Origin of the sequence: Natronomonas salinimetallica (assembly GCF_013839515.1) — an archaeon.
Classification (GTDB): domain Archaea; phylum Halobacteriota; class Halobacteria; order Halobacteriales; family Haloarculaceae; genus Natronomonas.
Window position 1 is genome coordinate 44,059 of record NZ_JACDNQ010000018.1, and the last position, 22,291, is coordinate 66,349.

16 protein-coding genes and 1 tRNA gene are annotated in these 22,291 nt (G+C 63.0%); 11 read left to right on the forward strand and 6 right to left on the reverse strand.

Annotated elements, in window-relative coordinates; genetic code table 11:
- Window positions 1-21 precede the first annotated feature (21 nt).
- The gene (locus HZR14_RS14670; protein WP_370464989.1) at window positions 22-2,982 is read left to right on the forward strand and encodes a TSCPD domain-containing protein; all 2,961 of its coding nucleotides are present in this window, start codon (window positions 22-24) and stop codon (window positions 2,980-2,982) included.
- A gap of 121 nt (window positions 2,983-3,103) precedes the next feature.
- Window positions 3,104-3,229, forward strand: coding sequence for an HVO_2523 family zinc finger protein (locus HZR14_RS14510; protein WP_255479270.1), 126 nt, complete (start codon window positions 3,104-3,106; stop codon window positions 3,227-3,229).
- 81 nt (window positions 3,230-3,310) lie between these two features.
- Here HZR14_RS14510 and HZR14_RS12980 read toward each other — a convergent pair whose 3' ends face one another.
- Entirely contained in the window at window positions 3,311-3,967 is a 657-nt protein-coding gene (locus tag HZR14_RS12980; protein WP_181693304.1) for a TVP38/TMEM64 family protein, read from the reverse strand.
- 88 nt (window positions 3,968-4,055) lie between these two features.
- On the opposite strand from HZR14_RS12980, the gene HZR14_RS12985 reads away from it, so the two are divergent.
- Entirely contained in the window at window positions 4,056-4,418 is a 363-nt protein-coding gene (locus HZR14_RS12985) for a DUF5830 family protein (protein WP_181693305.1), read from the forward strand.
- A gap of 17 nt (window positions 4,419-4,435) precedes the next feature.
- Here the strand turns inward: HZR14_RS12985 and HZR14_RS12990 are convergent, their stop codons facing one another.
- A complete protein-coding gene (locus HZR14_RS12990; protein ID WP_181693306.1) occupies window positions 4,436-5,464 on the reverse strand; it encodes a DUF7115 domain-containing protein in 1,029 nt (342 codons plus the stop codon).
- Window positions 5,465-5,582: 118 nt separating this feature from the next.
- Here HZR14_RS12990 and HZR14_RS12995 point away from each other — a divergent pair.
- Window positions 5,583-5,714 (forward strand) — tRNA-Met (locus HZR14_RS12995).
- 146 nt (window positions 5,715-5,860) lie between these two features.
- Window positions 5,861-6,907 (forward strand): PAS domain-containing sensor histidine kinase, encoded by a 1,047-nt coding sequence (locus HZR14_RS13000; protein WP_181693307.1) that lies wholly within the window; start codon window positions 5,861-5,863, stop codon window positions 6,905-6,907.
- Window positions 6,908-7,048: 141 nt separating this feature from the next.
- Here the strand turns inward: HZR14_RS13000 and HZR14_RS13005 are convergent, their stop codons facing one another.
- Together HZR14_RS13005 and pan1 are read right to left on the reverse strand one after the other, a co-directional pair.
- Entirely contained in the window at window positions 7,049-8,725 is a 1,677-nt protein-coding gene (locus HZR14_RS13005; protein WP_255479271.1) for a potassium channel family protein, read from the reverse strand.
- Between the two features lie 116 nt (window positions 8,726-8,841).
- Entirely contained in the window at window positions 8,842-10,056 is a 1,215-nt protein-coding gene (pan1, locus tag HZR14_RS13010; RefSeq protein WP_181693308.1) for a proteasome-activating nucleotidase Pan1, read from the reverse strand.
- Between the two features lie 241 nt (window positions 10,057-10,297).
- Between pan1 and HZR14_RS13015 the strand changes: the two genes are divergently transcribed.
- From HZR14_RS13015 to rad50, 4 genes are all read left to right on the forward strand, one after another.
- Window positions 10,298-10,564 carry a MarR family transcriptional regulator gene (locus HZR14_RS13015; RefSeq protein ID WP_181693309.1) on the forward strand — a complete coding sequence of 89 codons (267 nt, stop codon included), beginning with the start codon at window positions 10,298-10,300 and terminating at the stop codon, window positions 10,562-10,564.
- A gap of 137 nt (window positions 10,565-10,701) precedes the next feature.
- Window positions 10,702-11,034 (forward strand): DUF7966 family protein, encoded by a 333-nt coding sequence (locus tag HZR14_RS13020; RefSeq protein WP_181693310.1) that lies wholly within the window; start codon window positions 10,702-10,704, stop codon window positions 11,032-11,034.
- Window positions 11,031-12,260, forward strand: coding sequence for a DNA double-strand break repair protein Mre11 (gene mre11 / locus HZR14_RS13025; RefSeq protein ID WP_181693311.1), 1,230 nt, complete (start codon window positions 11,031-11,033; stop codon window positions 12,258-12,260). The genes HZR14_RS13020 and mre11 overlap by 4 nt, the downstream gene beginning before the upstream one ends.
- Complete coding sequence (gene rad50 / locus HZR14_RS13030) at window positions 12,257-14,920, forward strand: DNA double-strand break repair ATPase Rad50 (RefSeq protein WP_181693312.1); 2,664 nt, start codon at window positions 12,257-12,259, stop codon at window positions 14,918-14,920. The genes mre11 and rad50 overlap by 4 nt, the downstream gene beginning before the upstream one ends.
- Here the strand turns inward: rad50 and HZR14_RS13035 are convergent.
- Window positions 14,912-15,325, reverse strand: a complete 414-nt coding sequence (locus HZR14_RS13035; RefSeq protein ID WP_181693313.1) for a DUF7346 family protein — start codon at window positions 15,323-15,325, stop codon at window positions 14,912-14,914. The genes rad50 and HZR14_RS13035 overlap by 9 nt on opposite strands.
- On the reverse strand, window positions 15,322-15,756 hold the full coding sequence (locus HZR14_RS13040; RefSeq protein ID WP_181693314.1) for a DUF7322 domain-containing protein: 435 nt from the start codon (window positions 15,754-15,756) through the stop codon (window positions 15,322-15,324). Before HZR14_RS13040 ends, HZR14_RS13035 begins: the two co-directional genes overlap by 4 nt.
- A gap of 254 nt (window positions 15,757-16,010) precedes the next feature.
- Here HZR14_RS13040 and HZR14_RS13045 point away from each other — a divergent pair, with 254 nt between their 5' ends.
- The gene (locus HZR14_RS13045; protein WP_181693315.1) at window positions 16,011-21,110 is read left to right on the forward strand and encodes a DNA polymerase domain-containing protein; all 5,100 of its coding nucleotides are present in this window, start codon (window positions 16,011-16,013) and stop codon (window positions 21,108-21,110) included.
- Window positions 21,111-21,234: 124 nt separating this feature from the next.
- Entirely contained in the window at window positions 21,235-22,146 is a 912-nt protein-coding gene (locus HZR14_RS13050; protein WP_181693316.1) for an ABC transporter ATP-binding protein, read from the forward strand.
- Window positions 22,147-22,291: the final 145 nt, after the last annotated feature.

Genomic DNA, 22,291 nt, shown 5'->3' on the forward strand with positions numbered 1-22,291 from the left:
TCGCACAACAGCGGGGGCGGGATGGGGTATGCCTTCTGGCGACTCCGCCCCTACGGCGACGCTGTCGGCTCGACCGGCGGGATCGCGTCGGGGCCGATCACGTTCATGCGGACGTACGACCAGATGTGCGAGACGATCGCTCAGGGCGGCGCCCGTCGCGGCGCACAGATGGGCGTCATGCGCATCTCACACCCCGACGTCATCCAGTTCATCCACGCGAAGAACAAGGACGTCTCCCTGGCCGAGACGCTCCGTCTGAACGACCCGGACGACTTCACCCACAACTCCTTCGAGGAGGCCCTAGCGGAGGCCCGCGAACTCATCGACGACGAGGGGAAGGTCCCCGAGCACCTCCGGAACGCGGTCGAGGGCCACCTCTCGAATTTCAACATCTCCGTCGGCGTCACCGACGGGTTCATGGAGGCGCTGAAAGCCGGCGAGGAGTACACGTTCACCAACCCCCGGACGGGCGAACCACACGTCGCAACGCCCGAGACGAAGGAGCTCTACGACATGTTCGGCCTCGGCGAGCACGTCGACGTCGGCGAGACGCTGTCGGTCCCCGCCGAGAAGCTCTGGGAGCACGTCCTCGAGGGAGCCCACGAGAACGGCGAACCCGGCGTCGTCTACCTCGAACGGATCAACAAAGAACACTCCTTCGACGTGGAGGAACATCCGGACCACCGAATTTTGGCGACCAATCCCTGCTTGACAGGTGATATGGAGGTACAGTTGTCCGATGGGACGACACGGCAGATCGGCGAATTGGCCGACGAGGAGTGCCGTATCACGGTTCGTACCCTCGATGATGGCGGCGTTACCTCCAGTCCGGCAACTGCATTTAAAACAAAAAAAGACGCCGACGTTGTTCGGATCGAGACCGAATCCGGTCCTACTATCCGCACGACCCCGGATCACAAGATTAGGTCGGCAGACGGGACTTGGGTCAAGGCTCAAGATCTCGATACTGGTGACGACATTGTCGGACTCTCACAACTGCGGGCGACACCGCAGGGGCCGGTTCAAGAAACGGCGACCGAGACCGTCGTAGAGGTCGGGTTTGATGGGACCGAGGACGTGTACGACATGAGAGTCGAGGGGACGCACAACTTTTTCGCAAGCGAATCTGGCAAAAAAGGTATCAATGTTCATAACTGTGGTGAGCAACCGTTGGAAGAATACGAGGCCTGCAACCTCGGCCACATCAACCTCTCGACGCTTGCGGACCTCGACGCGCCGGACTGGCGGGTCTGGTACGACGACCACGGCGAGGCGTACGCCGACCTCGAGGCCGCCGTCGACGCCTTCCTCGAGGAGGCGCTCGACTTCGAGGCGTTCGACGAGCGCATCGAACTCGGCACGCGCTTTCTCGAGAACGTCGTCACGATGTCGGACTTCCCGGTGCCGGAGATCGAACAGAAGGTCAGAGAGATGCGGAAGATCGGCCTCGGCGTGATGGGGCTGGCGCAGTTGTACATCCAACTCGGCATCGAGTACGGCTCCGAGGAGGGCAACGAGGTGGCCCGCCAGATGATGCGCCACATCAACCACGGCTCGAAGTGGGCCTCCCACGAACTCGCCGAGGAGCGCGGCGTCTTCGAGGAGTGGGACAACTCGAAGTACGCCGATCCCACCGAGTACCGCGAGTGGTTCGAGAAACAGACCGGTCTCGACGCCGACGAGTGGGAAGACGGGTTCGCGATACGGAACCACAACACGACCACAATCGCCCCGACCGGGACGACCTCGATGATCGGCAACACGACCGGCGGCTGTGAGCCCATCTACAACGTCGCCTACTACAAGAACGTCTCCGACGACGTTCAGGGCGACGAGATGCTCGTCGAGTTCGACGACTACTTCCTCCGCGCCCTGGAGGAGAACGGCCTCGACGTCGAGGCCGTCAAACAGGAGGCCCAAGAGCAGATGGCCGCGAACGAGTTCGACGGTATCGACGGGCTCTCGACGGTCCCCGACGCGATCGGCGAGCTGTTCGTGACAACGGGCGCTCTCTCGGCGAAGGAACACGCCGGCGTCCAAGTCGCCTGTCAGGAGGGTGTCGACTCGGCGATCTCGAAGACGGTCAATGCGCCGAACGACTCGACGATCGAGGACGCAAAGGAGGTCTTCGAGTACATTTACGACCACGGCGGCAAGGGCGTTACCTACTACCGCGACGGGACCCGATCGAAGCAGGTACTCACGACGCGGGCGAAAAACACGGAGTTCGCCGACGAGGCGGAGGCCGCCGAGGCCATCGTCGAGGACATCGAGGAGATCTTCGGCGGCATCGAAGGGTTCCTCGACAGCGAGGAGGTCGCGGCGGTCCTCGACGGGGACGTCCGCGAGTTGCTCGACGTCTCGCCTCCCGAACTCGGGACGAAGCAGGCCCGCCCCGACGTGCTCCACGGCGTCACCCAACGAATCGACACCGGCTACGGAAAGCTTTACGTCAACATCAACGAGAACCCCGAGAACGGCCGTCCGTTCGAGCTGTTCGCGAACATCGGCAATTCGGGCGGGTTCACCGCCTCCTTCACCGAGGCGCTCGCGAAGACGATCTCGACGGCGCTTCGATCGGGCGTCGATCCCCGGGAGATCGCCGACGAACTCCAGGGCATCCGCTCGCCGAAGGTCGCCTGGGACAAAGGCGAACAGATCAACTCGATCCCGGACGCGATCGGGACGGCGATGCGCCGATACCTCGACGGCGAGGTCGACAAGGCGTACCCCCAACAACAGAGCCTCTCTGAGATCGCCGAGGAGGAGACGGAGCAGTCCGCGGTCCCCCCGGAGACCGACGGCGGCGCAGTCTCGGACTCGGGCATCGGATCGCCGGCATCGCCGAACGACGACACCGACGCCGCACGGTCGCTCATCGACGCGGGCGAATCCCCGGAGTGTCCCGAGTGCGGAAGCATGACGCTGTATTACTCCGAGGGCTGTAAGACGTGCGAGAGCTGCGGCTGGTCGGAGTGTTGATACCCGTCGCGGACGCACGGCCGGCGGAATGAATCGGCGGTGACGGATCGGTATCCGACCGCGCGGGAACCGAGCCCGTACGCCCCGGTGGCTTTTTGTTCGTCTCGCCCTCCCGGTCCGTATGGACGAGAAGTCGGGCGGCCGACCCTGCCCGATGTGTGGGACACAGATGTACAAACGACACTGCAAGTACGTCTGTCCGCAGCACGGGGTCGTCGTCGACTGTAGTGACCCGTTCGTCTTCTGATACTGCCGGCGATAAGATCACGGGGCCTCTCGCCCCACGGGGACGGATCGCGTACGATACGTCTGCGAGAATCCCCGCCGTTCACGCCGCGCTGACGCCGTTCGAGAACCGCCGGTAGGCCGGCCGCGACAGCGCCAACAGGAGCGCAAGCGCGAGTGTCGTCCCGATCAAAAGCGGGCTCGCCGAGAGCCCGTCGGTCGTGAGCTGTCCCATCGAAGCGCCGAACAGGACGGCCGTCCCGACCCAGGGTGTCTCGCCCAGTGCGGTCCCGAGCACGTACGGGCGGAGGGGGACGCCGGCGAGTCCGGCGGCGTAGGAGACCGGATCGGTCGGAAGCGGCGCGAGCCTGACGGCGATCACCCCCCGAAGCGTGCCGGTCGTCCGTCTGAGGGCCGCCCCGGCCTCGCCGATCCGGGACAGCACCCCGGCGTCGTGGCCGAGCGCACGCGCGAGTAGATACGCCGGCAGCGCCGTGACGACGGCACCTGCGAGCGCGAGCGGGATCGCCATCGGGCCGAACAGATACCCCAGGAGGATCGACAGCGCGCTGATCGGCCACGCGAGAAGCGGTCTGAGGAGGTACGTGAAGACGAGTGCGACCGCGAGCAACACCGGGCGGTCGGCGAGGACGTCGAAGGTGCCGAGGATCGCATCCGGGGACGTCGAGAGCGCGGCCACCGCCGCGATCGTGGCGAGGACGCCGACACCGAACAGCTGACGGACGGTCGCACGATGCACGGCCGAAGGAATCGTCCGCGGCGACAAACCTCTTGTGGTTACCGGCCCGGATCCGTGCCTCTATCGGCGACCCCCGCCTAACGCCCGTGTGGCGCGAGAGGACGATCCCGTCGAACTCGGCGTACAGCTGCTCGCCCGCCTCGAACACGCGGAGCTGTCGCTCCCGGCGGTCATAGATCGGATCGAGACCATCAGTACCCACCCGGAGACGACGCGGGCGATCCTAGAGGAGGCCGAACGCCGCGGACACGTACGCCGCGATGGAGACACGGTAAAACCCGTTTCGGGCCGGTTTCTCAGCTTCGAAAGCGAGGTCGTCTCCCGGGAGGGCGACTTCGAGTGTCGCCGCTGTGGTACGTCGATCTCGACGGGCTATTTCATGAAGCTCGATGCCGGTGAGCACGGCCCGTTCGGCTCTTCGTGTATCCGAAAGGTGACGGGTCGGGAGTGAGCGCTTTCGCGCCCCGATCACCGGCCGCGCCGGAGTTCGTCGACGAGTTGCTCGAGGAGTTCCTGTTGGGATTCGATGCGTTCGGTCTGTCGTTCGATTCGCTCGGAGAGGGCGTCGACGCGCTCCTCGAGCGTCCCGATATCCTCGCTCAGAGCGGCTGCCGGTTCGTCCGTCCGTCCGGCCCCCTCGGCGTCGCCGTCCGATCCGGAGGCAGCCGGCGTTTGGGAGCCCCCCGTTCCCTGCTGGTACACCGATCCGGCCGGATCGCGGTCCGCCGGGGGTGACCAGCCGGCAGCGGCGTCGTCTCCGCCGGTCGGGTCGCGTTCGGTATCGGAGCTGTCCGCCCCGGATCGTCCGTCGCGGTCGCCCTTCGTCCGGGAGGCGGCTTGGTCGCCGTCCTCGTCTGCGTCGGCGTGTTCGGCCCGGAACGCTTCGATCGACGCGACGTCGTGAAACTCGAGGATGGCTGTTTGGATCCTCCGGCGGACCGTCCCGGCGTGCTCGTTCGGCACCTTGACCCGACGCCGTCGGTCGCCGGTCTCGAGAACGACCTGCGTCGCGACGCTGCCGCGCTCGAAATCGAGACCGACCAGGTCCGCGTAGTCGACGGTCTCGAACTCCCCGCCCCAGACCGCGCTGCCGACGTGTTCGAAGAGACGCCGATCGGTGACGACGACCGTGAGTTCGCTGAACCGAAACAGCGCCAACAGCTCCTCGTCAGGGGCGACGACGCCGGTCGTCAGGAGGACGCCTTCCATCATCGCTTCGACGACGGTATCGACGATGTCCGACGGGACGGTGAACGCCGCCTCGCTGTCCATCGTCTCGAGTTCGATCGAGCTCTTTCGGCGTTTCGTCCGGACCGAGAGCCGATCGACCGCGTGATCGAACGTTTCGACGGACTCGTCTCTCAACAGCCCCTCCGAACGGTAGAGATAGGTCGCTTCGGTCGTCACGGCGATCGCATCGCCACCGCCGACGTCGACGGTGTCGATGACCGTCCCCTCACCGACAGCGTCCGAGAGTAGCGCTGGGAGTTCGCTCATACCTGTGGTGTACCCGCACCGCGGCATAAAATGGGGTGATCGTGCGGGGCGGTGACACCTCGAATCGACCGAGGGAGATAGGAACCTTGAAGGGCGACAGCGAGTAATCTGGAAACGAGCCCGGGTGGCTTAGCTGGACATAGCGCCGCACTCATAGGGTACGAGGCGGTAGCCGTCATGTCCTGAGACGTTGCCTGCGTCTCGTTCCTGGGACATGCGGAGATCGAGGGTTCGGAGCCCTCCCCGGGCACTCTTCAAGAAGGGTTCGACACCCTTTCGCGGTCTGATCGGATCCGGAGAGGTATTCCTGTCCAAATCAGAATCACTGCGGCGTTTGGGGCCCGTGCGTGGGAGTGGGGACCGGTATTTATCGGCGGTCAAGGCGGATACCCCGATATGAGTAACAGTTCGCTCGGGCAACGGCGCGATTTCCGGGCTTTGTTCGACCAACTTGATGATGTTGCGCTGTGGACAGCCACAGAGCCCGGTAAGTTCGACTATATCAGTGCCGGCTTCGAGGACATCTGGGGGTTCCCCCCCGAAGAGGTCAAAGGTGATATCTCCCGGCTGATCGACGCCATCCACCCCGAGGACCGCGACCGTGTACGGGCGAACATCGAAGCATCCGCCCAGGGGCTCCGTGACGAAGCGTACGAGGGCCGCGTCGTGCAGCCGGATGGATCGGTTCGGTGGGTGCTCACGCGGCAAGTCCTCCTTCGGGACGACGACGGCGAGGTGTCCGAGGTCGTCGGTATCTGTACGGATATTACGGAACAAAAACGCCGCGAACGAGAGCTCGAACTGCTGAACCGGGTCGTCCGCCACGACATTCGCAACGACATGGCAGTCGTGCTCGGCTGGGTAGAGATGCTCGACGAACACGTCGACGCCGAAGGGAGAGCGTACGTACAACAGATCCTCACTAGCGGCGAACATATCGTCGAACTGACCGAGGCGGCACGCGACTACGTCGAGGTGGCCGTATCGGACGAAGAGCCCACCGTGGAGCCGACGCCACTTCGCCCGGTTCTCGAGGCTGAGCTGTCGCTTCGCGAGGAATCCTTCCCGGAGGCGGCGTTCGTTGTCGAGGGCTCCCTCCCGGACGTGGCGGTGACCGCCGACAGCATGCTCACGTCGGTGTTTCGGAATCTCCTGAACAACGCCGTCCAACACAACGACAGGGATACGCCTGTCGTCGAGGTTTCCTGTGAGGTCCGAGACGACGATGTCGAAGTTCGGATTGCCGACAACGGGCCGGGGATTCCGGACGAGCAAAAAGAGCGGATCTTCGGGAAGGGCGAGATCGGCCTGGAGAGTTCCGGTTCCGGAATCGGCCTGTATCTGGTCCACACCTTGACCGACCAGTTCGGGGGCGAGATACGGGTCGAGGACAACGATCCGAGGGGGTCCGTCTTTATTATCGAACTTCCGAAGGCGGATTGAAACAGTCGCTGGAGCGCGACCGACCGCTGTGAAACGGTGGCCTCGGTGTCCGCGTCGATACTCGAGCCCGTACAGGATACGGCACAACCGATCCAACACGCGAGGACCAACGAAACCGAACGGCTCGACGCCGGCACTCGCTCAGCTAGTAAGCGCGTCGATGTCCTCGTCACTTCCTACGACGAGGATACGGTCACCGTCCCGGATCCCGAAGTTCGACGCGACGTCGGTGATGAGCGCTCCCCCGCGTTCGACCGCGACGACGGCACAGTCCGACTCCCCCAGGTCCGTCTCCCCAAGCGCCCGTCCCGCGAACGGTTCGGCGTCTATCCGGATCGCCTTGAGCTGTCGGCTATACGAGAGGACGTCCTCGTGTAGTACCTCCTGTGCGAGCACCCGTCCGCTCATCTCCGGGAGGCTAAGGACGTAATCGGCCCCGGCGCGTCGGGCTTTCATCTCGTTCGTATCGTGGTTCAACCGGACGATGATATCCGTATCCGCCGCGAGTTCGTTGGCCAGAAGCGTCGAGAGGATCGCCTCGTCGTCGTCACTTATCGTCACGACGAACACGGTCGACTCGTCGATGGACACCCGCTCTAGCGTCCCCTCTTCGGTTACGTCCCCCACGACGGTCACGTTCTCGCCGGCCTCGATGTCGACGACGAGACAGTCGGCCGTCGACCGTTCGAGGCCTTGTCTCACCGTCGAACCGACGACGCCGTCGCCGGCGATCACCACGGTGGGTTCGATCTCGCGCCCCCGGTACGTCTCCGTCTCCAGCCGTCGTACCTCCTGTTCCCGCCCGGCGGCGAGCAACACCGTATCCTCGTCCACGGTCGTCTCCCCGGGGGGCGATTCGAGGAACCGCCCGTCCTTCCACAGTCCGATGACGGTGACTGTCTGCCCGGCCGTCGCCTCGATTTCCCCGAGCGATTCGCCGTGGATCGGACTCTCCTCGAAGACGGTCAATTCGACGATCGAGAGGTCCTCACCCAGGCGGACGCTATCGCTGCGCGTCGGTGTGATCTCCGTGGAGATGCGTTCGGCGATCCGCCGGCCGAGTAGGTGACGCGGCGTCAGGACCCGATCGGCACCGGCGTATCGCAAGTGGCGTTCGCGTTCTAAGTTGTCGACCAACACGACGGTCCGAACGGTCTCATCGATCGCTCTGATGGCGAGGAGCGCGCTCACCGACTGGCTGTCCTCCGTATCGATGACGACCGCCCGCGCGTCGTCGATGCACGCCTGCCGATGTGTCTCGGCCGACGTCGGATCGCCGTAGATGACGGGGACGTCCGCCTCCATCAGGTCGATGGTCTCGTCTTCGGTCTCCGCGACGACGACGTAGTCTACGTCCTGGGATTCGAACTCCTCGATGAGCCGCGTTCCCTGTTGGGCGATGCCACAGACGATCACGTGATCCGATCTGTCGATCGAGGTGGGGACCACCGGCGACAGCGCGCTCTCGAGGACGGGACGGAACACGTACGGAACGACGATGAAAAGCACCAGAAACGTCGAGAGGTCCATAATCGAGACGAACGTGTTCGCGATGGAGGACTCCCAGGGGGCGTCCGATCCGTATCCGGTTCCCGTGTACGTCTCGATCACCACCTGCAGGGAGTGGCTGTACGTCGGTGACCGCCCCTCGAAGGTGATCATCACGTAGTGATAGAGGACGGACGAAGCGAGGAGCAAGGCAGTAACAGCGAGGATCGTGTTGAGGGCTCGCCGCTGCCACAGCGCCAGTTGTGACCACGCAGACGTCACACGGGAGGGGGCAATCCACCGTCCGAGTTCGGCCAGAGAGCGTCCCATCTACTCGGAGGCAACGTTTCGGCCGGACGTATTAGTATACCCCGGTTCACGTCATTCCGTGACGCGTCCCCGCCCCCGTGATACGGGGAATTTCGGTAGCGGTCGATCCGACAGCGTCAGGCGAACGTCTTCGAGACTTCGTCGGCGTCCTCTTCGGTCTGTTTGATCTTCCGCCAGGCCCCTTCGAAGTCCTCGGTGGTGACCTCGACTCGGTCGTCGCGGATCGCGTACATGCCGGCTTCCGTACAGATCGCCTTGATGTCGGCACCGGAAGCGCCGGCTGCGAGGTCTGCAAGCTCCGCGAAGTCGACGTCGTCGTCGACGTTCATTCCGCGGGTATGGATCTCGAAGATCATCTCCCTGCCCTCGAAGTCGGGCTTTGGGACCTCGATGAGTCGGTCGAAGCGCCCTGGACGGAGGATGGCGCGGTCGAGCATGTCAAAGCGGTTCGTCGCCGCGATGATCGAGATCTGTCCGCGGTCCTCGAAGCCGTCCATCTCCGCGAGCAACTGCATCATCGTCCGCTGGACTTCGGCGTCGCCGGAGGTCTTCGACTCGGTCCGCTTGGCCGCGATGGCGTCGATCTCGTCGATGAAGACGACGGCGGGTTCCTGCTGGCGGGCGAGTTCGAACAGATCCCGGACGAGTTTCGCGCCCTCGCCGATGAACTTATGAACGAGTTCGGAGCCGGCCATCTTGATGAACGTCGCGTTCGTCTGGTTGGCGACGGCCTTCGCGAGCATCGTTTTGCCCGTTCCGGGCGGACCGTGTAACAGCACGCCCGAGGGCGGATCGATACCGACTTCGTCGAACATCTCCGGGCTCTCGATCGGCATCTCGACGGTCTCTCGGACCTCCTCCATCTGCTCGTCGATGCCACCGATGTCCCCGTAGGAGACCTCTGGCGATTGGTCGACCTGCATCACCCGTGCACGGACGTCAGTCTCGCTGTCGAGCTGTTTGACGATCGAGAGGGAGTTGTTCACCGCGACACGGGCGTCGGGTGAGAGCTCCTCGCGCATCTCGTCGGTGACCTCGGTGAGCGCCTCCTGGTTGTTCCCGTGTTGTTTGATAATGACGCCCTCGTCGGTGAGCTCTTGGACCGTAGCGACGAAAAGCGGCGACTGCTTGAGCTTTTTGTTCTCGTGGGTCAGCCGCTCGAGCTTCTGTTGGTATTTGTTGTTCTCCGCGTTGGCGTCGAGGAGTTTGTCCCGCATCTCGTCGTTCTGCTGTTCGAGAATCTCCAGACGCTCCTCGAGCGTCTCCAGTTTTTGCTGCTGTGACGCGCCGTCCTCGTACGGAAGGTCGACGTCGTCAACAGTATCGGTCATTACCGGGTTTGTAGCGCCTGTACTCATAAGAGGTTTCGGGTCATACCACGCGTTGTGCGGCTTCGAGCCGAGCCGATCATGCGGTACAGCGCCGGCTTCGTTTCGATCTATCGGGCCTTCGAGCGTCGCCCCACGGGATGTCGGCTTCCCCGGTACGTCGCATCGGCAGCAGGTTTTATGATCTGGGGTAATCGTACTGTATAGCAACTATTATTACCTGTCATGAGGTATGTCAGGTACGATGAGCGCAACCGAACTCGATGGGGAGTCCCCTGCCCCCGGCTGGGACGCCGTTACTGACCTTCCGCCGAGCGCCAAACTGGTCGCAAAGGTACTCGAGTACAACGATCGGCTTACACAGAGCCAACTGGCAGCCGAAACGATGCTGCCGTCCCGAACGGTCCGATACGCGATCACCCGGCTCGAGGAAGTCGACGTAGTCGAGTCACGCTTTTCGTTCACCGACGCCCGAAAGCGCGTGTACGCACTCAGTATCGGCCAGGAGTGACTGTCCGGACCAGGGGTGCCCGTCCAAGCCAGGAGTGACTGTCCGGACCAGGGGTGCCCGTCCACCGAATCGGATCGACGTTACGCTGCCCCAACGGCACGGATTTTTATATCATGAGGGTGGCATCCGTCGTTGTGGTGGCCGAACCGACCCCGGAACCGGAACGGGTGAAGGCGTCACTGAGACGCCTCGCCGGACCGAGCGAGGCGACCGTGATCGGGAGAGCGTCCGAAGCGACCGGGAGTATCGACGCCGCGTCCCGGTTCGTCGAATCGGTCGGGCTCGACCGCCTCGAGACGGCAATCGCCGTGACCGACGATCCGGACCTCGAAACGCGGGGGCGGGACGCCCTCGGGGCGTTCCGCCGGTTCCGACGCGCGGCGGCCGGTGAGCCCCACCCGGACGGCGATCACTTTCACCGCGGTCACGGAACCGATTTAAGACGCGACGGCGAACGGTTCTCCCAATGACACGGGTGCTTCACACCGCGGACACCCACCTCGGGTACCGGCAGTATCACAGCCCGAAGCGGCGGAGTGACTTCCTCGAGGCGTTCCGTCGGGTGATTACCGATGCGGTCGACGACGATGTCGACGCGGTCATCCATGCCGGCGATCTCTTTCACGACCGCAGACCCGGACTTTCCGACCTCCTCGGGACGCGAGATGTACTCGAAACGCTCTCGGACGCCGGAATCCCGTTTCTCGCCGTCGTCGGGAACCACGAAGCGAAACGGTCCGCACAGTGGCTCGACCTCTTCGAGGCGATGGGACTCGCGAGGCGACTCGATGACGATCCGACCGTGATCGGAGACACCGCCTTTTACGGACTCGATTTCGTCCCCAGCGCCCAGCGCGACGATCTCGAGTACGAATTTACCCCACACGACGCCGACCACGCGGCGCTCGTCTCACACGGCCGTTTCGAGCCACTCGTCCCCGATTACGGCAACGTCGAGTGGGACCTCGAATCGGTGTTGGCGTCCGCCTCTATCGGGTTCGACGCCGTGCTGTTGGGCGACGAGCACGCCCCGACAACACGGGAGGTCGGAGACACGTGGGCGACCTATCCCGGATCGACCGAGCGAGCGAGCGCGAGCGAGCGCGAGGACCGCGGCTACAACCTCGTCGAGTTCGACGGCGACGTCCGGATCTCCCGCCGGGGGATCGAGACGCGGCCGTTCGTCTTCGTCGACCTCGATCTCGGCGAACACGAGGGGGTCGAACGCGTCCGCGATCGGCTCCGCGAGTACGACCTCGACGGCGCGGTCGTCCACGTCACGCTCGACGGCGACGGGGCGTCCGTCTCGCCGGCCCGGATCGAGTCGTTTGCGACGGAGGAAGGGGCGTTGGTCGCACGGGTGAAAGACCGCCGGGAGATCGACGACGACGGGGGAGACCTCGACGTCTCGTTCGGCGACCCCGACGAGGCCGTGGAGGAACGCGTCCGCGACCTCGGTCTCAGCGAGGCGGCTCGCGACCTCGATGAGACGATCCGGGCGAGTGCGGTCGCGGATTCGAACGTGACCGACGAGGTCGAACGCCGCGTCGGCGAGTTTCTCGAGCGGCCCGACGTCTTCGGCCCCACTACGGACTCGGAGGCGGCGGACGGTCCCGAGTCCGGAACGACGGACCCCGCCGGATCCGAAGCCGCGACCGACGGCGACGGGCAAGCGTCCATGGAGGAGTATCTGTGAAGTTCGAGCGCGTCCGTCTCCGGAACTTCAAGTGCTATGCCGACAGCGAGTTGACCCTCCGGTCGGGCGTTACGGTCATCCACGGCGTCAACGGTAGCGGTAAGTCGTCGCTCCTCGAGGCATGTTTCTTCGCGCTCTACGGGTCGGACGCGATCGACGGAACGCTGGACGACGCCATCTCGAACGATGCGGAGGCGATGACTGTCGAACTCTGGTTTAGCCACAACGGGGCGGACTACCACGTCGAGCGGGAAGTCAAGATACGCGGGGAGACCGCTCAGACGACCACCTGTGTGATGGACACGCCGGACGGAACCGTAGAACAGGTGACCGACGTCGAGGCATGCATCGAGCGGCTGCTCCGGATGGACGCCTCGGCGTTCGTCAACTGCGCGTACGTGCGCCAAGGGGAGGTAAACAAGCTCATCAACGCCTCCCCGGAGGAGCGCCAGGACATGATAGACGACCTCCTGCAGTTGGGGAAACTCGAAGCCTACCGCGAGCGGGCGAGCAAGGCCCGTCTCGGCGTCAAACACGTCCTGGACGACAAGCGGGGCGCTCTCTCGCAGATCGACGAACAGATCGACGAGAAGGAGACGAAAGACCTCCACGGCCGGCTCAACGCGATGGAGGACGATCTCGCCGACGTCAACGCCGACATCGAAAAAAAAGAGACGGCCCGCGAGGAGGCCCGCGAGACGCTCCAGTCGGCGCGAAGCGTCATCGAGGAGTACGAAGAGAAACGCGAGGAGATCTCCGACCTCGCGGACGAGATCGAGGATCTCACATCGAGCATCTCCGAGACGGAACGCGAACGCGAAACGCTCGGCGATCGGATCCGCGACCTTCGAGAAAACACGGAAACAGTACGCGATCGGATCGACGAGACGCTCGCGGAGACCGATCTCGGGTCGGCCGATCGGGACACCGTCGAGGAACGACTCGAAGCGCTGGACGAGAAGGCCGAGGAGGTGCGCGACGGGATCGAAGAGCGGCGACTCGACGCACAGGAACACGCGGCGGCGGCCGAGACGAAACGCGAGCGGGCCGCGGAACTCCGTGAGGCGGCCGCCGATGCCCACGAGCGGGCTACCGAACTCGACGCCGAGATCGAGGACGACCGTACCCGACTGGACGAACGGCGCACGCAACTCGAGGCGCTGGCCGACGAGTCGGAGGCGACCCGGGAGACGCTCGCGGAGGCCCCGGTGGACCCCGAGGCAGTCGATGCCCACCGCCAGTCGGTCGCAGACGAGTTGACCACGGCGCGGGAGACGGTCGCCGAACTGCGTGCGGATCTGAAGAACGCCCGCGAGACCGTCGCGGAAGCGGAGACACTCCTGGAGGAGGGAAAGTGTCCGGAGTGTGGACAGCCTGTCGACGGGTCGCCACACGTCGAGGGGATCGACGAGGACAGAGCGCGCGTCGAAACGCTCCGATCGGAGCTCGAGACGGCAACGGCCCGCGTCGAGCAACTGCAATCGAAACACGAACGCGCCGAGACCTTCGTCGACGCGGCCGCGAAGCTCGAACGCCTCGAGGACCGCCGTGCGAACCTCGAATCGCTCCTCGACGAAAAGACGGAGGCGATCGAGGCGAAAGCCGATCGGGCGGAAACACTCCGCGAGGAGGCCGAAGCGGCTCGGGCGGACGCCGAAGCGGCGGCGAAGGATGCCGAGAGCGCCGAGGAAGACGCCGAAACGGCCCGAAACGCTATCGGCGAGCTGAACGGAAAGAAGGCCCGTATCGACGAGCGCCGTCGTCGGCTCGAGCGGATCGAGACGCTGTTGGACGACGCCGAGGAGAACGAACGCGACGTCGAGCGACTCCGGGAGCGTCGATCGAACAAGGCCGATCAAAACGACCTCCGGCGCGAACGGCTCGAGGACAAACGCGAACGGAGGCGCGAACTCGAGGCGACGTTCGATGAGAAAGCGCTGAAAGAGGCCAACGCCGACGAGCGGAAGGCACGAAAGTACCTCGAAGACGTCGAGGCGTATCTCGAACAGCGACGCGAGAGACGCGATGAGCTCCAGAACGCCATCGGGGCCATCGAGAACGAACTGGACGAACTCGACCGGCTGCGTGCGCGTCGCGGGACGCTGCGCGAGACGGTCGACCGATTGGAGTCGCTGTACGAGGAGGCGTTCGACCTCCAAGAGATGTACGTCGACCTCCGGGCGGAACTCCGGCAACGGAACGTCGCTCGGCTCGAGACGATGCTCAACGAGACGTTCGATCTCGTCTATCAGAACGACGCCTACGCACGGATCGAACTCGACGGTGCGTACGAACTGACGGTGTATCAAAAGGACGGTACACCGCTCGATCCGGACCAACTCTCCGGCGGTGAGCGGGCGCTTTTCAACCTCTCGCTCCGATGTGCGATCTACCGGCTGCTCTCCGCGGGGATCGACGGGCAAGCGCCGACGCCGCCGCTCATCCTCGACGAGCCGACGGTGTTTCTCGACTCCGGGCACGTTTCGAAGCTGGTCGAGTTGATCGAATCGATGACCGACCACGGTGTTGCCCAGATCGTCGTCGTGAGCCACGACGAGGAGCTAGTCGGCGCCGCCGACGACCTGATCGCGGTCCGAAAGGACCCGACGACGAACCGATCGAGCGTCGAGCGTTCAGCGGGTACCGAGGCGCTACCGTAGTGCGGTAAGTCCCCGGCCCGCGAGTTCAGTCGTCGCGTAGCCCCGTTCGCCGCCGGTGTCGGCCTCGCGGACGAGCCCCGCCGCCCGAAGCTCCCCGATCCGTCCGTGGAGATCGGACTCACAGAGATCGTACCGTCCGAGAATGTCACGGACCGAAAGCGGCCCGCGGTCCTCCAACTCGACCAGGAGTCCCAGCATCCGTTCGGAGTGGACAGCAGTGAGTATCCGACGCTGTGGCTCGGGAACGGCTCCCGCGGCGACGGCTAGCGGCGAGTCGCCGGTCACGTCCAACTCGTCGTTCGGGAGATAGCGCTCGTCGCCGGTTTCGGGATCCCGCACGAGACTCGAATCGCCGGACCGTTTCACGAGGAGATAGCGGTCGCCGTGGTGCTCTACGGTTCTCATCGAGTGCCCCCGTCGGCCGAACGGCCGTTTCCGCCGGCCTCGTCCCCGGCTTCGCCCGTTCGGTCTTCGCTTTTTTCCCCGCTTCCCGTGGGGCTATCGTCGGCGTATTGGCCGGTCTTGAACCGCCAGTAGTACCGCGCCGTCGCCAGCGCGGCGACGGCTCCGATGAACAGCGCGGGGCCGCCGCCCGCGTAGTTGCCGCGGAAGTAAACGAGCATCGCTCCGATCGAGAGGGCCGCCAGTGCGACGTTCAACAGGAGGACGGACGCCCAAAAGGCACGGAAAAGGTCCTCGGAGACGTCTTCGGTCGCCCCCAGTGATTCACGGAGCGTCCGTGTCGAATCGGGCGGATCGGGGCCGAGACTGTCGGGCTCGAACTCGTCGGGCTCGTCCGGCCACGCTTCCTCCTCCTCCTCTTCGATCGGGTTCACGGTCGGAGCGACGGCCCCCGGGAGCAAAAATCACGCGACTATAGTAGAGATCGGAAGACAAGACACACTCGACCGCACGGCTGCAGTGCGATCGATGTGTACACCGTTCCGATGTCAATATAGCCCGAGCGCAACGGCGCGGTCGGTCCGCACCCACGGGGACGTGATCACGGACGCTTTCGTGTGGCACCGGGCGGCGTACGTTCGACGGGGAACGCCGGGGTTTTTATCGCCGAGAGCCAAGGAACGAATCCATGGAGCAGGGAACCCTCGGGGAGTTCGCCAGTCCGGAAGCCGCAAGCGGCGATCGTCCGAAAGCGGAGGCCGCCGCCATCGCCGGGGGCGACGACAGCGGCAGCGGCGAGGTCACGGTCGTCGAACTCTCAGAGCAGGCGTTCCCCGATGCGGACGGCCACGTCGAATTCGCCGTCACGCAGGTAAACTATACCATCGAAGGCCGTGGCGACGACGAGCACGCCGTGTTGCACGTCTTCGGTCGGGTTCCCACCGACGACGAGAACGAGGCCGATCGCGTCGCACACGCCCGCGTCCACGGCTTCCGTCCGTATTTTTATACCCCGCTCTCGGATCTCGATCTCGCCGCCGAGGCGGAGGCCCCGCTCACCGAGGCCGACGTCGTCGATTCGCGGCTCGACCACGACCGGCTGACCGGGGTCGAAACCCACGGCGACCGGACGGCGGCGGGCACCGACGTCGGCGATCACGCCGACGCGGAACTGGTCGTCTACGAATCGATTCGGGGTGAATCCCTGGTCAAAGTATTCGGCCAGACGCCACGCGACGTGGGGCAGCTACGCGACCGGTTCGACCACTACGAGGCCGACATCCTGTTTCCGAACCGATTACTCATCGACAAGGACGTCACCAGCGGCGTCCGGGTACCGACCCGGCGACTCGACGACGGGAGCCTGAAGATCCACCACACCGAAATCGAACCGGTCGACGTGGAGGCCGAAAGCCGCGTACACACGCTGGATATCGAGGTCGAAGACCGGCACGGGTTCCCGGAGGACGGCGAACAGCCGATCATTTCGTTGACCGCCCACGACTCCTATCGCGACGAGTACGTCATCTGGCTCTACGAGGACTCGGATGGCGCTGCCGCACCCGACGCCGTGCCGGGCTACGATCCCATCGGCGAGAGCGCCCTCGACGTCGGCGTTCGAGCCTTCGCCGAGGAGGCGGAGATGCTCGTCGACTACCTGGAGTACCTCGAGGAGACCGACGCCGATTACCTGACTGGCTGGAACTTCGACGACTTCGACGCGCCGTATCTCATCGACCGGATCGACCGCCTCTCTGGCCGACACGACCGGCTGGATTCGGATCGGCTCTCGCGGATAGACGAGGTCTGGGACTCCGGGTGGGGCGGTCCGAACATCAAAGGACGGGTCGTCTTCGATCTCCTCTATGCCTACCAGCGGACGCAGTTCTCCGAACTCGACTCCTACCGGCTCGATGCCGTCGGCGAGGAGGAGTTAGGCATCGGCAAGGAGCGCTATCCGGGCGACATCGGGGACCTGTGGGGCGACGACCCCGAACGGCTGCTCGAGTACAACCTCCGGGACGTCGAACTGTGCGTCGAGTTGGACCGCAAACAGGAGATCATCCCCTTCTGGGAGGAGGTCGCCTCCTTCGTCGGCTGCAAACTGGAGGACGCGACGACCCCCGGTGACGCGGTCGACATGTACGTCCTCCACGAGATCCACGGCGAGTTCGCGCTGCCGTCGAAGGGCCACCAGGAGAGCGAGGAGTACGAGGGCGGGGCCGTCTTCGACCCGATCTCGGGGGTCAAAGAGATGGTAAGTGTACTCGATTTGAAGTGCTTCAGCGGCGATACCGACGTGGCGACGCCGGACGGGGTGCGAAACATCGAGGACGTCGAGGTCGGCGATCCGGTGTACACGCTGAACCCGGAGACGTTCGAGTGCGAAATAAAGCCGGTCATCGACACGCAGTCGTATCAAAACCGGTACGGGGAGCTACACCACGTGGCCGGAAACACGCACGATCTCAAAGTGACGGAAAACCACCAGTTTCTGCTCTCGAAGACGCGGGGATGGGACGGCCTCGATTCCTCGGAGTACGAGTTCGACGCGTACCGGGATATCCCCGACGCGGAGCGGTTTGCGTTCCCGAACCACGAGCCGATGTCAGGAGCGACTCGCGAACGATTCAGCCCCGTGGACGACCTCGACGACGGGCACGTCGTCGTCTACGCACACGAAGGGCTGACCTCGTTCCGTGCTGCGATGCCCGAGGGTATCGAATCGGAGCTCGATTGGGCGAACGGGACTTCGAAGCTAGCAGCGACGGAAGACAAGTGTGGGAAGTATCTGATACCGATAGATGTCTACCTCGACCACCGCTCGACGATCGAAGACGAAGCCGACGAGGTCTTGTTGAAATACGATCGAGGCCACGCCGAAATGCCGACAGCGTTCGACATGGACGACTGGCTCGAACTAGTCGGCTGGTTCGTCACCGAGGGAAGCTTCATCAGGGAATCACCCGGAATCGTGTTGCACCAACAGGATGCGGACGGACGCGAGTCGATCCGTGCACTGTTAGAGCGGATGGACGTACAGTACAACGCCAAAACCAACCGTTTCAACGTCTCGAATCGTCACCTGCACGATTGGTTTATAAATCACTGCGGCGATGGATACGCCGAAAAACACCTCCCCGAGTGGGTGTTCGGGCTTGATTCGAGTCATCTGCGTGTGCTTTTGGAGACGCTTATCGACGGCGACGGAAGCCGTACCGAAAGCGGGCTCCGGAAGTTCTGGACGAAGAGCGACCGACTGAAGGAGGACATCGTTCGGCTCGCAGTCCGATGCGGCGAGAAGCCGACCGTCTCGAAACAGTCGGACGGAACGTGGTATGTCTCGATCGGGAAACGAGGGTCGATGAAGAAGGCGAACGCGTCAGTCGAGGAACACGACGGACGGGTTCACTGTCTCACCGCGAAGGACAACCACGTCGTCCTCGCGGGGCGTAACGGTCGCTTCCAGTGGGTCGGACAGTCGCTCTATCCGATGTGCATGGTGACTGTTAACGCATCTCCCGAGACAAAAGTCGATCCCGACGCCTACGGCGGCGAGACCTACGTCGCGCCCAACGGGACGCACTTTCGGAAGGAGCCCGACGGGATGATTCGGGAGATGGTCGACGAGCTGCTCGAAGAGCGCGAACAAAAAAAGTCACTACGGAACGAAAACGCTCCCGGCACCGACGCCTACGAGACCTACGACCGACAGCAGGCGGCCGTCAAGGTGATCATGAACTGTTTCACCCCGGACACCGACGTGTTGACGCCGGGCGGCGTCCGTGGAATCCGGGAGCTATCGGTCGGCGACGAGGTGTACTCGCTGGACCCCGAAACGATGGAGATGGAGATCAAGCCGGTCGTCGAGACCCACGAGTACCCCGACTACCGCGGCGAGTTGGTCGACATCGAGACGAGCAAGATCGACTTCAGCGTGACCCCGAACCACCGGATGCTCGTCAGGAAGAACGACAAAAACGGGATTACTGAGGACGGGTGGGACTTCGTCGAGGCGGGAGAACTGTATGACTATTGCCATTATGAGCTGCCTCATGGGTGGACGTTTGATCACGAAGATAGCCTCCCCAACTTCGTCGATATTACCGAAATGCTCGAAGAATACACCGACGTCCAGTATACTGTTACGGACGGAAGTGGGAAAGTTGCCGCTAAATATGGAGTACCGAACGTACAACGTCGGGTTCCTGTGAACGATTTTCTCGAACTATTGGCCTGGTATATAACTGAAGGCAACGTCTATGAAGCAAAGACGGGAAATCACCGAGTGAAAATAGCACAGGAACCGTCCGAAGAACGAGCGGATATAGAGGACCTGGTTGACCCGATAGCCGACTACTATTATGTTAACGAACAGAGTGTGAGCTTCTCGAGTCGTCCAATCGGAACACTACTGGAGGAGTTGTGTGGACGTGGTAGCGGAAACAAACGGATACCGGAATTGGTATTTGAAGGATCGAGGGAACAAAAAGAGCTGTTTCTCGAGATACTTATCGCGGGTGACGGGGACGGACAGACGAACTCTTGGAGATACAGTACCACAAGCGAGCAACTCAGAGACGATGTGTTACGATTATGTACACACCTCGGACTGACAGCCACATATAATTCCGATAGCACAGACAGCGATGTCTGGCGGATCTACTGCACTGAAGATGGGGAAAATTCGTTCAGGATGTACCGCGACGGCTCACAGCGTACCGCAGAAAACGGTGTGTATTGTGTCACAGTTCAAGACAATAATACACTCATCGCTGGTCGAAATGGGAAGATGCATAACGTGTCAAACTCCTTATATGGAGTTCTTGGGTGGGACCGATTCCGGCTGTACGACGAGGAAATGGGCGCTGCAGTGACTGCGACTGGACGGGACGTGATCGAGTTCACCGAGGGTGCTGCGAACGAAATTGATAAAGAAGTTATATACGGAGATACGGACTCCATCATGTTAGATCTCGGACACGATGTCGACAAGGACGAAGCCATAGAGCAGTCCTTCGAGATCGAGTCCCACATCAACGACGCCTACGACGAGTTCGCAGAGCGGTTGAACGCCACCACACACCGCTTTGAGATCGAGTTCGAGAAGCTCTACCGGCGGTTCTTCCAGGCGGGCAAGAAAAAGCGCTACGCCGGTCACATAATCTGGAGCGAGGGAAAGGACGTCGACGACATCGACATCACGGGCTTCGAGTACAAGCGCTCGGACATCGCGCCGATCACGAAGGAGGTGCAAAAGGAGGTCCTCGAGATGATCGTCACGGGTACCGAGCGCGAGGAGATCAAATCCTACGTCGGCGACGTCATAGAGCGCGTACAGGCGGGCGAGGTGAGCCTCGATGAGATCGGGATCCCGGGTGGCATCGGAAAGAAACTCGACAACTACGAGACGGACACCGCCCAGGTCCGAGGGGCGAAGTACGCGAACCTCCTCTTCGGGACGAACTTCTCGAGCGGCTCGAAGCCCAAGCGACTCTACATCGAAAAGGTCCACCCGTCGTTCTTCAGGGAGGTCGAAGCCGAAAAGGACCTCGACCCGTCGGTCGACCAACTGTACGGGGAGTTCAAACGCGAAGCCGAGAGCGGCGAGACGGTCATCTGCTTCGAGTTCGAAGACCAGGTACCCGACGCGTTCAACGTCGATTACGAGAAGATGCTCGATAAGACGCTCAAGGGCCCGATCGCTCGGATCCTCGAGGCGCTCGATATCTCCTGGGACGAGGTCGAGAGCGGACAAGAGCAGACGGGACTCGGGAGCTTCATGTAACCGATACCCGAGTGTCGTGTTAGCTTCCAGCAAAGAAAAATATTTTTTCGAATCAAGAAGGCAAATCACGCTGAACCCGAAACTATTATGCGCATCACGATACCACGTTAGGGTAGACGACATCATGGCTACGTTAGAGATCAAAGACCTGCACGCGTCAGTTGCCGAGGACGGCGGCGAAACCATCCTTCGCGGTGTCGACCTCGAAGTCAACTCCGGAGAGATTCACGCCCTCATGGGTCCGAACGGCTCCGGGAAGTCGACGACGGCGAAGGTCATCGCCGGGCATCCCGCCTACGAGGTAACCGACGGCAAGGTTCTGTTGCACATCGAGGAAGGGGAGTTCGAGGGCGTCGACATCGACGAGGATCAACTCACGTGGAACCTGCTCGACCTCGAGCCCAACGAGCGCGCCGCGCTCGGGATCTTCCTCGGCTTCCAGTATCCGGCCGAGATCGAGGGCGTCACGATGGTCAACTTCCTCCGAACGGCGCTGAACGCCAAACTCGAGGAGCGCGAAGAGCTCTTCGAGGGTGAAGAAGACGAGGAGGAGGCCGAAGACGAAGAGGCAGGCTACGACACCTCCCCGATGGAGGGCAATATCGACGAGGGCGAAGTCGGCGTCGCGGAGTTCCAGGAGATTCTCCAAGAGAAGATGGAGGTCCTCGACATGGACGAATCCTTCGCACAGCGGTATCTCAACGCCGGCTTCTCCGGCGGCGAAAAGAAACAAAACGAGGTGCTTCAGGCCGCCATCCTCGAACCGTCGATCGCGGTGCTCGACGAGATCGACTCCGGGCTCGACATCGACCGACTCCAGGACGTCTCCGACGGGATCAACGCCCTCCGCGACGAGCAGGGGACCGGGATCCTCCAGATCACGCACTACCAGCGAATCCTCGACTACGTCGAACCCGACCACGTCCACGTGATGCTCGACGGACAGATCGCCAAGAGCGGCGATGCCGAACTCGCCGAGAAACTCGAGGACAAAGGGTACGACTGGGTCCGCGAGGAAGTCTACGAGACCGCCTAACTCAGCGGTCACGCACGAACACATAACGATACAAACGTAATTACAACCCATGAGTTCCGAAGAACACCTACAAGAGACCGACACCGAAGCCCGCTTCGAGTTCAAAAAGGAGGAGTCCTCCGCCTTTCAGACCGAAAAGGGCCTC

Coding starts and splice junctions, on each gene's coding strand:
- HZR14_RS13005 (WP_255479271.1), bottom strand. CDS start 8,725: ATGGGACGCTCTCTGGCCGAACTCGGACGGTGGATTGCCCCCTCCCGT.
- HZR14_RS13035 (WP_181693313.1), bottom strand. CDS start 15,325: ATGAGAACCGTAGAGCACCACGGCGACCGCTATCTCCTCGTGAAACGG.
- HZR14_RS14670 (WP_370464989.1), top strand. CDS start 22: ATGGGGTATGCCTTCTGGCGACTCCGCCCCTACGGCGACGCTGTCGGC.
- HZR14_RS12990 (WP_181693306.1), bottom strand. CDS start 5,464: ATGAGCGAACTCCCAGCGCTACTCTCGGACGCTGTCGGTGAGGGGACG.
- HZR14_RS13045 (WP_181693315.1), top strand. CDS start 16,011: ATGGAGCAGGGAACCCTCGGGGAGTTCGCCAGTCCGGAAGCCGCAAGC.
- HZR14_RS13015 (WP_181693309.1), top strand. CDS start 10,298: ATGAGCGCAACCGAACTCGATGGGGAGTCCCCTGCCCCCGGCTGGGAC.
- pan1 (WP_181693308.1), bottom strand. CDS start 10,056: ATGACCGATACTGTTGACGACGTCGACCTTCCGTACGAGGACGGCGCG.
- HZR14_RS13000 (WP_181693307.1), top strand. CDS start 5,861: ATGAGTAACAGTTCGCTCGGGCAACGGCGCGATTTCCGGGCTTTGTTC.
- HZR14_RS14510 (WP_255479270.1), top strand. CDS start 3,104: ATGGACGAGAAGTCGGGCGGCCGACCCTGCCCGATGTGTGGGACACAG.
- mre11 (WP_181693311.1), top strand. CDS start 11,031: ATGACACGGGTGCTTCACACCGCGGACACCCACCTCGGGTACCGGCAG.
- HZR14_RS13050 (WP_181693316.1), top strand. CDS start 21,235: ATGGCTACGTTAGAGATCAAAGACCTGCACGCGTCAGTTGCCGAGGAC.